The organism is Stenotrophomonas sp. TWI1149 (genome assembly GCF_039673155.1).
GTDB lineage: Bacteria > Pseudomonadota > Gammaproteobacteria > Xanthomonadales > Xanthomonadaceae > Stenotrophomonas > Stenotrophomonas maltophilia_AA.
Window position 1 is genome coordinate 385,022 of the sequence record NZ_JBDJLB010000001.1, and the last position, 11,972, is coordinate 396,993.

Sequence of the window (11,972 nt, forward strand, 5' to 3'; positions counted from 1 at the left end):
CGCGGGCGGGTTGGCGCGCGCTGGGCAATGTCGACGGCGGGTGAGCTCAGCGCGGGGCGGGCACGCCGTGACAGCCGCCCATCCGGGCTTCGCGGATCGGCAAGTTGATCAACGCGGCGAGCACGGCCAGGCCCATGTCGGCGTACCACATCCACAGATAGTTGCCGGTGTGGGCCAGGGCGAGCCCGCCCAGCCATGCGCCGAAAAAGCCACCGAGCTGGTGCGAGAGCAGGGTCAGGCCGAACAGGGTGCCGAGGTAACGCGGGCCGAACAGCTTGCCGACCAGGCCTGCGGTGGGCGGAACGGTCGCCAGCCAGGTGAAGCCGAGCGCGGCGGAGAAGACGTAGAACGTGAGCGGTGTGGGCGGGGCGACGAGGTAGACCCCGATCATCACGGCGCGGCTGGCGTACATCCAGAACAGCAGGTACTTCATGCGGTAGCGCTGGCCAAGGGCGCCGACAATCAGGCTGCCGGCGACGTTGAACAGGCCGATCAGCGCGATGGAGGAGGAGGCGACGGTGGGCGAGAGGCCACACAGCGCGATCTCGCCGGGGAGATGGGTGACCAGGAAGGCGATGTGCAGGCCACAGGTGAAGAAGCCCAGATGCAGATACCAGTAACTGCGATCGCGCAGGGCGACGCGCAGTTGTGCGCGCAGGCCACCTTCATCGGTGGCGCCGACGGCGGGTGCGTGGTCACCGCTGCGACGACGCAGCGGCCAGGCCAGAGGAACCGAGAGCAGGGTGATCACCGCCATGGTGATCATGGCGCGCGCCCAGCCGGCGGTGCCGATGATCCATTGGACCAGCGGTGCGAACACGAACTGGCCCAGCGAGCCGCCGGCATTGATGAGGCCGGCGGCGAACGACCGCTTTTCGGCGGGCAGGCGGTGGGCGGTGGCGCCGATCAGCACCGAGAAACTGCCGGCGCCGGCACCGGCGGCCATGAGCAGGCCGAGGGTGAAGGTCATGCCGAGCGGGCTGGTCAGCAGCGGTGCGAGCAGCAGCCCGGCCGCCAGCAGCAGCGCACCGAAGATGAGCACGGGCAGGGCGCCGCGCTGATCGGCGACGGCCCCGAACACCGGTTGCACCGCGCCCCACACGAATTGGCCGATGGCCAGCGCAAAGCTGATCTCGACGATGCTGACGCCGGTGCCGCGGTGGATGGGGTCGACATAGAGCCCGGAGGTCTGGCGGACGCCCATGGTGACCATGAGGATGGCGGAGGCGGCGACCAGCAGGCCCCAATGCATGGAAGGCGCGCGGGTCGCGGCGGTGGACATGCTCATGCGTCGGCTCCGGCAGGCAGGGCGTGGCCGAACGGCACGCTCGGCATGCACGTTGCCACAGTGTGCGGGCAGGGCATAGCACGCCGATGGCCGCGCACCAAAAAAGGGGGCCTTGCGGCCCCCCTCGGGTAAAACCAACGCCCGATCAAACGATCAGAAGTAAGCGCGGATGCCGAACGCGACGCCGCGGCCCGGCAGCGGGGAATAGTCGCGCAGCAGGGAGGTGTGCGGACGGACCTCGCGGTTGGTCAGGTTGTTGCCATCCAGGAAGACTTCGTAGCTGTTGCTGTCGGTCCGGTCCCAGCGGTAAGCGAGGTGGGCATCGACCAGGGTGTAGCCGTTGCTCGGGTCCTCATTCTGGGCGACATCCTTCTGGCTGCTGTAGCGCACGGCACCGACGGAGGCGCGCCAGCCGTCCCTGGACCAGCGCAGGTCGGCGCCGACGCGGCCCGGGGCGATGCGCGGCAGGTAGCCGGTGTTGGCCAGGTCCACGGTGTAGTTGTGGTTGTGGTCACCGTGCGGGACGGCGATATCGACGCTGCGGCTGCCGCTGCCATCCAGTTCGGCTTTGACGTAGTCGCCGAACACGCGCAGGTCCCAGTCGCCGGCGTTGCCTTCGAAGAGATGGAACAGGGCTTCGGCTTCGGCCCCCTTGAAGGTGGCGTCCTGCTGGGTCCACAGGCGGACCGGCAGCGATTCGACCACGCCGGTGTCGGCCAGGTAGATGAAGTCCTTGAACCTGGTCTGGTAGATCGAGGCCGAGAAATCGACGCGGTCGCTGTGGGTGTGGATGCCCAGTTCGACGCGCTGGCCGCGTTCGGTCTTCAGGTTGGCATCGCCGATTTCCAGCGAGCGGGTGGCGATGTGCGCGCCGGCGGCGTACAGCTCTTCGTTGGTCGGGGCACGCTCGGAGCTGTCGATGCCGAAGCGCAGGTCGACGGCGTCATTGAGCGTCCAGATGCCGGCCGCGGAGAGATTCGTGGCATCGAATTTGCGGGCGCGGTAGTCACCGGTCGGGTCGAGCTTGACCTGGTCATGGCGGCCGCCGAGTTCCAGCTTGAACGGGCCGAACTGCTTTTCCTGCAGCACGAACAGGCCGATGTTCTTCGTCCCGGTGTCCGGCACGAAGGCTTCTTCGCCCTTGGCGCCGAAGTCGCTGTTGCCGAACTGCAGGCCGAACGCGCCGTCCCAGCCGCCGATCTGTTCCTGGACCGCTTCCAGGCGGCCTTCGATGCCGCGGTTGGTGAAGCGGGTGGCCGGCGTGCCGGCTTCCAGTTCGGTGTGCTCGTAATCGGTGTAGGCGGTACGCAGATTGATGTTCTTCAGGAACGAGGTCGGCTGGTAGATGCCGCCCTTGGCTTCGAAGCGGTTCTGCACCATGTCGATGCGGACGTCATGCTCGTCGCCTTCTTCCTCGTCGCCATGGTCGTGATCGTGGTCATGATCATGGTCGTCGTCGGCATGCACGTGCGCGCCGTTGGGAATGCCGTAGTTGGTGCGGTAGGTGCTGGCGGACACGCCGAAGTAGCCCTCGTCGCCCAGCCAGGTGGCACCGACGCCGCCGGCGCGGGTGCGGATCGAACTGTTGTCCAGGCGGCCGCGGCGCGGTTCGTCGGTGTCGCCTTCCTCATGGTCGTGGCCGCTGTGGTCTTCCAGGCCATCGATCACGGCGTAGCCGGGAATGCGGAAGTCATCGCCGTTGCGGACCAGTCCGTCGACATGCAGCACCACGTTGCCGCTGACACCGTCCAGGCGGAACATGCCGCTGCGCTCGTCATTGACCGAATTGCCACGCAGTTCGGCGCGGCCGCTGAGCGGACGGTCCGGCAGTTCGCGCGCGATGCGGCCATCGACCACGTTGACCGCGCCGCCGATCGCGCCGCTGCCGAACAGCAGCGTGGCCGGGCCCTTCAGCACTTCAATCTGGTCGGCCAGGAACGGCTCGATGCTGGTGGCATGGTCGGCGCTGACGGTCGAGGCATCCATGTTGCCCATGCCGTTGGACAGCACCGCCACGCGCGGGCCTTCCTGGCCGCGGATGATCGGGCGGCCGACGCCGGGGCCGAAGAAGGTGCTCTGCACGCCGGGGAGCTTGGCCACGGTGTCGCCGAGGGTGCCGGCCTTCTGCTCGTCCAGGCGTTCACCGGCCAGCACGTCGACCGGGCGGGCCAGCGATTCGGCATCGCCCTGCAGCGGCGAAGCGGTGACCTTCACGGTGGACAGTTCGGTCAGGTGGCCGTCGCGATGGCTGCCGGGGGCGTCGGCGGCGCTTGCCAGCGAGGGCAGCATCGCGGCGGCAAGGGCCAGGGACAGGGCGTGGGGGGTGAGCAGGAGGGAGCTGGAGCGCATAGGGCAAGGGCCTTCGGTCAATTGTTACAATATATCAATGGTGGGGCGCGCGAATCCCGTAGCGGAACGGGGGAGGGCAAGTCAGGGGAGGCAGGGTGCGCGTCAGGATTGATGTTATATTATTCCATAACGCTTCGCCGACCCTGCTGGAAGTCATGCCCTTGTTCCCTCGCCTCCGCCATCTGATCGATCGTTTCGGTGCCACCGGTTCGCTGCTGTGCGCCGTGCACTGCGCCGTGCTCCCGGTGCTGCTGGCCGCTGCGCCCTCGCTGGGCCTGTCGGTCTGGATGAGTGACGGGGTGGAGCTGGCGCTGGTGAGCTTCGTGACCCTGCTGGGCCTGTTCAGCCTGGTCTGGGGCTGGCGCCGGCATGGCGCGCTGCGTGCGCTGGGCTTCCTCATTCCCGGCCTGACCGCGCTGTGGGCCGGGCTGCTGTACGGCCCGCTGCACCATTCGGCGGTGCCGCATGCCGTGGTGATGACCCTCGGTGGCGTGCTGGTGGGTGTGGCCCATCTGGTGAATCTGCGGCTGAACCACGGCCACGTCCATGACGCCAGCTGTGCTCATTGAGAGCGCGCATGGTAGGCTTTCCGATCGTGCGCGGGGGCGCCTGAGAGGGCGGCCCCGCCGAACCCGTGTCAGTACGGGGTAATCAGATTTCGCAGCATTCAGACTAAGGAGTTACGACATGGGTAAGGGTGACCGCAAGACCGCCAAGGGCAAGCGCTTCAATGCCAGCTACGGCAATTCGCGTTCGCACGTCGTGAGCAAGGCGGCCGTGGGCGCAGCTGCGCCGGTTGCCAAGAAGACCGTGACGAAGGCGCCGGCCAAGAAGGCCGTTGCCAAGAAAGCGGTGGCCAAGGCCGGCTGATCCAGCCAGGCGGGTCATGAAAAACGCGGCGCTTGCGCCGCGTTTTTTTTGTGCCCGCGTTCCGGCGACGAAGCCGCTGCGTGCTCAGCGCAGCGCAGGCAGCAGTCGCTCGGCGTCGCCATCGTTGGGTGCCGTCGGAATCCCGAGCAGGCGGGTCAGCAGCGGATACACATCCACGTTGTCGAACGCGGGCAGGCTCTGCCCTTGCTTGAACGCGGGGCCGCGCGCCACGAATACCGCGCGCATCGAGGGCAGGGCATTGTCATAGCCGTGCGAGCCGCGATCGCCCGGGCCACGTTTTGCGATGCGATCGCGGGTCAGGGCATCCCAGCCTTCATGCATCTGGCAGATGATCGGCGGAATGCGTGGGTTGCTGCCGTACTTCCAGCGCGCCGGCAGGGTCTGGCGGGTCCAGCAGTCGTAGTGGGCGTGCGCGCCCAACAGGATCTGTTCGGCCTGCGCCTGTCTGCCCGGCAGCGGCGCGAAGCCGATCGACTGGCCCACCGAGATTTCCCGGGCAATGGCGGGATCGATCATGTCTTCGGTGGCCACCACCTGGCCGGCCGGCACGCCCGCCATGCCGTGATCGGAGACCAGGATGACGTTGGTGGTATCGGCCAACCCACGCGCCTGCAGGCCATCCAGCAGGCGACCGACCGCGCTGTCGGCGACTGCCACGGCGTCGGTGTACTCGGACGATTCCGGGCCGTGATTGTGCCCGGCCTTGTCGACCTGCTCCATGTACAGCGTGACCAGGCGCGGCGACTGCGGTCCGTGCTGGTCCAGCCAGCCCAGCACCTGATCGACGCGGTCCGGCAGGCTCACACGTTCGTCGTAGCCGTGCAGCTGGCTGGGGCGGACGCCCTGGATGGCGGCCTCGCTGCCCGGCCAGGACCACACCGCGGTGCGCACGCCGGCCTTTTCCGCGCCCACCCAGATCGGCTCGCCCCCCCACCAGCGTGCGTCGGCCACCGATTCGCGCACGTGCAGCTGGAACTGGCCCAGTGCGTCCTCGTGCATGCTGTTGTGGATGATGCCGTGGTGGTCCGGGCGCAGGCCGGTCACGATCGTGTAGTGGTTGGGAAAGGTCAGCGATGGATAGGACGGCGTCATCCATTGCGCGCGCACGCCCTCGCGGACCAGCCTGCTGATGTTCGGGGTGATGCCCCGATCAAGCATGTCCGCACGCAGGCCGTCGATGGAGATCAGCAGCAGCTTCTGCTGCTGCTGCTGCGCAGCCACGTTCGGGGCTGTCGCCGCGCTCGTCGCGGCAGCTGGGGAGGACGGTGTCGTGGCGCAGGCGGCCAGCGAAAGAGCGGCGGCAAGCGCCAGCGGAAGGCGGACAGAAATCATCGCGACATGATAGTGCGTGGCGGTGACGCGTCGAAGACAACCGATGGCACAGGCCTGCGGTGACGCGTGATGCCCTACGCGAACAGCGAATCGCGCCGCGTTTCCAGGCGCAGCAGGGCCGCCTTGGTTTCCAGCCCGCCACCGAACCCGGTCAGCGCACCGCTGCTGCCGATCACGCGATGGCAGGGCAGCACGATCGGCAGCGGATTGCGGCCATTGGCGGCCCCGACCGCGCGGCTGGCGGTGGGGTGGTCGATATGCCGCGCCAGCGCCACGTAACTCCAGGTCTGGCCGAACGGGATATCGGCCAGCGCCTTCCACACCCGCAGCTGGAACGGCGTGCCGTGCGGCGCCAACGGGAGATCGAAGCGCACGCGCTCGCCGCGCAGGTACTCCAGCAGTTGTCCGCGTGCGTCGCGCAGTGCATGGGCATCGCGCTGCCAGTGCTCGCGCCCTTTGGCGTCGTAACGATTGTTCTCGAACAGGATGTGGTGGATGCCCTGGCTGTCACCGGCCACGGTGAGCGCGCCGATCGGGCTGTCGAAGGTGTCGTAGAGCAGGCTCATGAGGTCACTCCGGAAGAGGGTGTGGCCAGATGCCACAGGTGGAGAACGGCGTAGGCGCGCCACGGACGCCAGGGTTGCGAACGTGCCTCGGTGGCGCGTTCGCTCAAGCGCGCATCACCGCCGAGCACCTGTTGCAGGACCAGGTCGCCGGCCGGGAAGGCATCGGGGAGGGCCAGCGCGCGCAGTGCCATGTAATGCGCGGTCCACGGGCCGATCCCGGGCAGCGCCACGCAGCGGTCGACGAAGCCGGCCAGCGACTGGCCGGCACGGAAATCGAGCCGGCCATCGACCACCGCCTGGGCGACGGCACGCACGGTGGCGGCACGGGTACGCGGCAGGCCGATCATTTCCAGAGGGGCCTGCGCCAGCATCCCGGGGGAGGGGAACTGACGGTCCAGCCCCTCCGGCATGCCCTCGAGGGTGGCGCCGAAGCGATCCACCACCCGTCGCGCGAGGGTGGCTGCGGCCGCGACGCTGACCTGTTGGCCGAGCACCGCGCGCACGGCGACTTCAAACCCGTCCCAGCCGCCGGGCACGCGCAGCCCGGGGCGTTGCGCGATACCCGTGGCGAGCAGGGGTTCCTGCCCCAGTGTCGCGTGCACCATGCGCAGGTCCGCATCGAGATCGAAGATGCGGCGCACGCGACGCACGATGCCCGGGATCGCGCGCGGGTCGACCTGGCCCAGCTGCAGCAGCAGCTCCGGGCGCCGCGGGTCCGCGGTGACGCGCAGCAGCGAGGGACGCTCGGGCGGGCCGATCACGCGCTGATAGCTGGTGGTGTCGATCTGTTCGATGCCGGGAATCGCGCGGCGACGCAGGAAGCCGAGCATCGCGGGGAAATCCAGCGGCGGCCGATAGCCCAGGCGCAGGGTCAATGCGCCTTCGGTGAGCGCGCCGCGCTGGCGGCGGATCGCGGTGGGGGGCATGCCGCAGCCCTCCAGAAACGCCGCGTTGAAACGGCGCAGGCTGTTGTAGCCCGAGGCCATCGCGACATCGGTGACCGGCAGTGCGGTTTCGGTCAGCAGCTGCTTGGCCAGCAGCAGCCGACGCGTGGCGTGGATCTGCGCCGGCGCCGCGCCGAGCCGGGCGACGAACAGGCGCTGCAGCTGGCGGGCGCTCAGGCCGACGTGCGCGGCCAGATCGGCGACCGGCTGGTCCTGCAGGTAGCCATCCTGGATCAGCGCCAACGCGCGCTGCAGGGTTTCATTGTTGAGTGCGTCCTGCGCCTCCGGCGCGAGCTCGGGGCGGCAGCGCAGGCAGGGGCGGAAACCCGCGGCGGCCGCAGCGGCGGCGGTCGGGTAGTAGGTCACGTTGGACGGCTTCGGCGCGGGGGCCGGGCAGACCGGCCGGCAATAGATGCCGGTGCTGCGCACGGCGGTGAAGAACACCCCGTCAAAGCGCGCATCGCGGGCAAGGCGGGCGCTTTCGCAGGCGGCATGATCCAGGGGCAGGGCGGTCTCCATGGGGGCCAGTCTATGCCTGCCGGCTGGTGCAGGCTCGCCATTTTCGGACAGCAATGCCAGCCCCGCGCCGCCCGGTTCAGGACAGGTTGCCGCGGCGTGGCGGCCGCGCACTAGACTGTGCATCCGCGCTCGTTCTGCCGCGCATTCCCCCTCGCAAGGATTCCGGGTTGTCCATGTTGCTCAAGTCGTGGTGGTTGCCGTTGTTCTGCCTGGGCCTGGCCGGTTGCAGCCAGCTGGAAAACCCAGGCAATGTCACTGCCGCCGACAAGGCCGTGCGGGCACAGACCGCCGATGGCGACCACATGGTGTCGATCAATGCGGCCGATGCGCCGCCACCGCCGCCGCCCGCGCCCAAGCGCGGCGACCTGAACTGGCCGGGCGCCGCCCTGGAAAACGGCAAGGCGTGGATCAGCTGCGATACCGACTACGCCGGCGATGCGGGCGATGGTGCACCGCTGGAGGCGCTGGATCGGGCCAGCATCGATGCCGCCCTGCAGCCCTGTGCGGAACGCGGCCTGGTGCGCGTGCGCTACGTGGGCAAGATCAACCCCGGTTTCTCCGAGCTGGTGGCGCGGCTGGCCGTGGTCGCCGATGCGCATCGTATTTCCCGCCGCATCCTCGATCTGGATTCCAGCGGTGGCCAGGTCGAAGCCGCCATCGTGGCCGGCGACCGCATCGGCGAATCCAACTGGACGATCTGGGTGCGCGAAGGCTCGGTCTGCCACAGCGCCTGCGTGTTCGTGCTGGCGGCCGGCGACAACCGGCTGGTGTCGGGCAAGGTCGGTATCCATCGCATGATGCGGATCAGCTCGAAGGCGACCTCGCGCGCCGAGCTCAACCGCGAGCTCCACGAGGTCTACGACAACGTCAAGGATTACCTGCAGCGCAATGGCGTGGCGGTGGGCGTGGCCGACCTGATGATGACCGTGCCCAACCGCAGCCTGCGCCTGCTGACCGCCGAGGAGCTGCGTCAGTTCGGTCTGGATGGCACCAATGCGGTGCAGGACGATCTGGAGCGGATCAAGCAGATGCGCAAATGCGGCGATGCCTTCGTCCGCCGCAAGGATGCGTTCCTGGTCGCCTTCGATCAGGAGTGCAAGCGCGAGGGCAGCGAGCTGGACGCCGTCAACAGCTGCGGGCAGGCGCTGAAGCAGCGTTTCGGTTTCCCGGATGAGACCTGCCCGGATGAGAGCCCGCTGTCGGAGATCGATGTCTCCACGCTGTTGCCGGAGACGACCGCACCGGGCCAGCCGGAGGCGGTGGAGCAGACCTTGGGCGATGCCCGCCCGGCACCGGCGGACGCGGCCGAGCGCAACTGACGGAGGACTCACGTCCTTCCCGTAGACTGGAGCGCAGTTCCTTCCAGCCAACGGTGTCCCTGATGCGTGTTCCGCTGCTGCTGTTGTCCGCTCTGCTGCCTTTCGCCACGCTGGCGCAGACGCCGCCCACGCCTGCACCGGCCCCGGCGCGCCCCGCGCCCGCCGCGCCCGCCGCCGCTCCTGCGGCACGCCCGGCACTGAGTCCGGCGCAGCAGGCGCAGGTGCAGAAGCAGGATGCGGAGATGACCGCCGCCGCATTGCAGGTGGCCCGCCTGATCGACGCCAACCGTGCCGGCGAGGCCTGGAAGGGTGCCTCCGCCGTGGCGAAGAAATCGGTGACCGAGCAGGCCTTCGTCAGCCAGCTCAGCGCGGATCGCCAGCGCCTCGGTGCGTTGGCCTCGCGTGGCCAGCCGGTGGTGACCCGGGTCAAGTACGCCGCCGGCGCGACCGTGCCCGAGGGCCTCTACATCAACGTCAGTTTCCCCACGCGCTTCGCCAACAGTGCCCAGCCGGTCCGCGAACTGGTCTCCTTCCGGTTCGATGAAGACCGCATCTGGCGCCTGGCCGGTTACAGCGTGCGTGCCGCCACCCCCTGATTGCCGGAGCCTGCGTAGATGAGTATCGAAATCCAGATGCTGGTGTGGTCGATGCTGCTGGGCATCGTGCATGTCTTCGCCCCTTCCACGCTGATCACCCGCGAGCGCGGGATCGGCTGGAATGCGTCGGCGCGCGATCAACCGATGCCGCCGCCGGGGCCGTTGGCCGGGCGGCTGCAGCGTGCGCAGAGCAACTTCATGGAGACGTTCCCGTTCTTCGCCGCCGCGGTGCTGGCGGTGGTGCTGACCCAGCGCCAGGACGGGATGACCGCCGTGGCCGTGCAGCTGTACTTCTGGGCGCGCCTGATCTATCTGCCGCTGTACGCGGCCGGCGTGCCGTACGTGCGCAGCCTGGTCTGGCTGGTCTCCCTGCTCGGGATTCTGATGCTGCTGTGGGCGCTGCTGTGAACCGCCGCTGGCGCCCCTGATCCAGATCAAGGACGCTGCCGGTGCCGCGGCGGTAAGCTGCAGCGGACACGTAACGGCAGGAGGGAATCATGCAGTCAGTGGATGTGGTGGTGGTGGGGGCCGGCCCGACCGGGCTGTCCTTCGCCCGCGCGCTGGCCGATACCGGCCTCAGCGTCACCCTGATCGAACAGCAGCCGCGTGCCGCGTTGGCCGAGCCCGCGTTCGATGGCCGCGAGATCGCGCTGACCCATGCCTCACGCCAGATCCTGGAATCGCTGGGCCTGTGGGCGCGGCTGGATCCGGCCGAGATCTCGCCGCTGCGCGATGCCAAGGTGATGGACGGCGGCTCGCCGTTCGCGTTGACCTTCGCGGCGGACCCGCGCACGGGTGACGACCTGGGCTGGCTGGTGCCCAATCATCTGCTCCGCCGTGCGGCGTGGCAGAGCGTGCAGGGCCAGGCCGGGCTGGAGATCGTCGACCAGGCCAGCGTGACGGCCGTGACACCCGGCAGGACGCACAGCACGGTGACCCTGGCCGATGGCCGCGAATGGGCCGCCAGGCTCGTGGTCGCGGCCGACAGCCGCTTCTCCTCGACCCGTCGCCTGCTCGGCATCGGTGCGCAGATGCGCGACTTCGGCAAGTCCATGCTGGTCTGCCGCATGCAGATCGAGGTGCCGCACCAGCACACCGCCTGGGAATGGTTCGGCTATGGCCGCACGATGGCGCTGTTGCCCCTCAACGGTGACCAGGCCTCGGCGGTGATCACCCTGCCGCCGCGCGAGATCGCCGGCCTGATGGCCCAGGACGAGGGCGGATTCGGCCGCAGCATCAGCACGTTCTTCGCGCATCGGCTGGGCGCGATGCGGCCGGTCGCCACACCGGTGGCCTATCCGCTGGTGGGTGTGTATGCCCACGCGTTCGCTGGCGATCGCTGCGCGTTGATCGGCGATGCCGCCGTCGGCATGCACCCGGTCACCGCGCATGGATTCAACCTGGGCCTGCAGAGCCAGCACCGGCTGGCCGGCATCCTGCGCAAGGCCGCGGGGCAGGGGCGCGACATCGGCGCACCGTCCGGACTGGCCGCTTACGAACGCGGCCATCGTCTGGCCTCGCGCCCGTTGTACGAGGCGACCAATGCGATCACCACGCTGTATACCGATGACCGCCTGCCGGCGCGGCTGCTGCGCCGGGCCGGGCTGCGGCTCGCGCACGGGGTGGCCCCGTTCCGCCAGCTGATCGCGGCCCACCTCACCGGCAGGTGACGACCGTTGGTCGTCACACAGGGTCAGGGCGCGTCGCTGTCGGCGATCACATGGATGACGGTGTCGGCGAACTGCACCTGCTGGCCCGCGCGGATCTTGCACGCCTTGCGCAGTTCGACTCCACCATCGACCAGGACCTGGCCGTCGCCGATCACGGTCTTGGCTTCGCCCCCGCTGGTGACCAGGTCGGCCAGCTTGAGCAGCTGCTTGAGCTCGACATAGTCGCGGTCCAGTTCAAATTCGAGGGTCTGCATGGAACGGGTATCCTAGGGAAGGGGCGCGGCCGCTGGGCCGGGCCGTAAGAGGGCGCGTATTGTGCGCCAGCGCGGGGCAGGACGGCATCCATCCGGGAATCTGTACGCGTTGTTCAGGAACGATGCGGTATCATCGCGCCCTGAGCGAGTGAATTCTCCTCCGACCGAGCAGCGCTAGGGCACGCGATAAGAAAGGGCGCCCAAAGCGCGGACCATCCCCCTTTTTTATCTCACTGCCTGTAAA

At 68.7% G+C, this 11,972-nt stretch carries 12 protein-coding genes; 6 read left to right on the forward strand and 6 right to left on the reverse strand.

What is annotated here, in order from left to right:
- Positions 1-46: 46 nt before the first annotated feature.
- Entirely contained in the window at positions 47-1,282 is a 1,236-nt protein-coding gene (locus tag ABE424_RS01950; RefSeq protein WP_346492749.1) for an MFS transporter, read from the reverse strand.
- 159 nt (positions 1,283-1,441) lie between these two features.
- The gene (locus ABE424_RS01955; protein ID WP_346492731.1) at positions 1,442-3,637 is read right to left on the reverse strand and encodes a TonB-dependent receptor; all 2,196 of its coding nucleotides are present in this window, start codon (positions 3,635-3,637) and stop codon (positions 1,442-1,444) included.
- A gap of 155 nt (positions 3,638-3,792) precedes the next feature.
- Here ABE424_RS01955 and ABE424_RS01960 point away from each other — a divergent pair, with 155 nt between their 5' ends.
- Positions 3,793-4,206, forward strand: coding sequence for a MerC domain-containing protein (locus tag ABE424_RS01960; RefSeq protein WP_176990000.1), 414 nt, complete (start codon positions 3,793-3,795; stop codon positions 4,204-4,206).
- Between the two features lie 118 nt (positions 4,207-4,324).
- Positions 4,325-4,507: a 30S ribosomal protein THX gene (locus ABE424_RS01965; protein ID WP_019184443.1), complete on the forward strand. Its 183-nt coding sequence runs from the start codon at positions 4,325-4,327 to the stop codon at positions 4,505-4,507.
- 84 nt (positions 4,508-4,591) lie between these two features.
- On the opposite strand, the gene ABE424_RS01970 is transcribed toward ABE424_RS01965, so the two are convergent.
- The 3 genes from ABE424_RS01970 to ABE424_RS01980 form a co-directional block, all read right to left on the reverse strand.
- Positions 4,592-5,860, reverse strand: coding sequence for an ectonucleotide pyrophosphatase/phosphodiesterase (locus ABE424_RS01970; protein WP_346492732.1), 1,269 nt, complete (start codon positions 5,858-5,860; stop codon positions 4,592-4,594).
- A 74-nt stretch (positions 5,861-5,934) separates the two neighbouring features.
- A complete protein-coding gene (locus ABE424_RS01975; RefSeq protein WP_176989998.1) occupies positions 5,935-6,426 on the reverse strand; it encodes a methylated-DNA--[protein]-cysteine S-methyltransferase in 492 nt (163 codons plus the stop codon).
- A complete protein-coding gene (locus ABE424_RS01980; RefSeq protein WP_346492733.1) occupies positions 6,423-7,889 on the reverse strand; it encodes an AlkA N-terminal domain-containing protein in 1,467 nt (488 codons plus the stop codon). Before ABE424_RS01980 ends, ABE424_RS01975 begins: the two co-directional genes overlap by 4 nt.
- Before the next feature lie 176 nt (positions 7,890-8,065).
- On the opposite strand from ABE424_RS01980, the gene ABE424_RS01985 reads away from it, so the two are divergent.
- From ABE424_RS01985 to ubiM, 4 genes are all read left to right on the forward strand, one after another.
- Positions 8,066-9,208, forward strand: coding sequence for a hypothetical protein (locus ABE424_RS01985; RefSeq protein ID WP_346492750.1), 1,143 nt, complete (start codon positions 8,066-8,068; stop codon positions 9,206-9,208).
- 62 nt (positions 9,209-9,270) lie between these two features.
- Positions 9,271-9,804: a DUF4019 domain-containing protein gene (locus ABE424_RS01990; RefSeq protein ID WP_346492734.1), complete on the forward strand. Its 534-nt coding sequence runs from the start codon at positions 9,271-9,273 to the stop codon at positions 9,802-9,804.
- 18 nt (positions 9,805-9,822) lie between these two features.
- Positions 9,823-10,212, forward strand: coding sequence for an MAPEG family protein (locus tag ABE424_RS01995; RefSeq protein ID WP_346479472.1), 390 nt, complete (start codon positions 9,823-9,825; stop codon positions 10,210-10,212).
- An 89-nt stretch (positions 10,213-10,301) separates the two neighbouring features.
- Positions 10,302-11,474, forward strand: coding sequence for a 5-demethoxyubiquinol-8 5-hydroxylase UbiM (gene ubiM, locus ABE424_RS02000; protein WP_346492735.1), 1,173 nt, complete (start codon positions 10,302-10,304; stop codon positions 11,472-11,474).
- Positions 11,475-11,497: 23 nt separating this feature from the next.
- Here the strand turns inward: ubiM and ABE424_RS02005 are convergent, their stop codons facing one another.
- A complete protein-coding gene (locus ABE424_RS02005; RefSeq protein ID WP_346492736.1) occupies positions 11,498-11,728 on the reverse strand; it encodes an RNA-binding S4 domain-containing protein in 231 nt (76 codons plus the stop codon).
- Positions 11,729-11,972: the final 244 nt, after the last annotated feature.

Excerpts from the sequence above, each read along its gene's own strand:
- ABE424_RS01950 (WP_346492749.1), bottom strand. The coding sequence starts at position 1,282 with ATGTCCACCGCCGCGACCCGCGCGCCTTCCATGCATTGGGGCCTGCTG.
- ABE424_RS01955 (WP_346492731.1), bottom strand. The coding sequence starts at position 3,637 with ATGCGCTCCAGCTCCCTCCTGCTCACCCCCCACGCCCTGTCCCTGGCC.
- ABE424_RS01960 (WP_176990000.1), top strand. The coding sequence starts at position 3,793 with ATGCCCTTGTTCCCTCGCCTCCGCCATCTGATCGATCGTTTCGGTGCC.
- ABE424_RS01965 (WP_019184443.1), top strand. The coding sequence starts at position 4,325 with ATGGGTAAGGGTGACCGCAAGACCGCCAAGGGCAAGCGCTTCAATGCC.
- ABE424_RS01970 (WP_346492732.1), bottom strand. The coding sequence starts at position 5,860 with ATGATTTCTGTCCGCCTTCCGCTGGCGCTTGCCGCCGCTCTTTCGCTG.
- ABE424_RS01975 (WP_176989998.1), bottom strand. The coding sequence starts at position 6,426 with ATGAGCCTGCTCTACGACACCTTCGACAGCCCGATCGGCGCGCTCACC.
- ABE424_RS01980 (WP_346492733.1), bottom strand. The coding sequence starts at position 7,889 with ATGGAGACCGCCCTGCCCCTGGATCATGCCGCCTGCGAAAGCGCCCGC.
- ABE424_RS01990 (WP_346492734.1), top strand. The coding sequence starts at position 9,271 with ATGCGTGTTCCGCTGCTGCTGTTGTCCGCTCTGCTGCCTTTCGCCACG.
- ABE424_RS01995 (WP_346479472.1), top strand. The coding sequence starts at position 9,823 with ATGAGTATCGAAATCCAGATGCTGGTGTGGTCGATGCTGCTGGGCATC.
- ubiM (WP_346492735.1), top strand. The coding sequence starts at position 10,302 with ATGCAGTCAGTGGATGTGGTGGTGGTGGGGGCCGGCCCGACCGGGCTG.
- ABE424_RS02005 (WP_346492736.1), bottom strand. The coding sequence starts at position 11,728 with ATGCAGACCCTCGAATTTGAACTGGACCGCGACTATGTCGAGCTCAAG.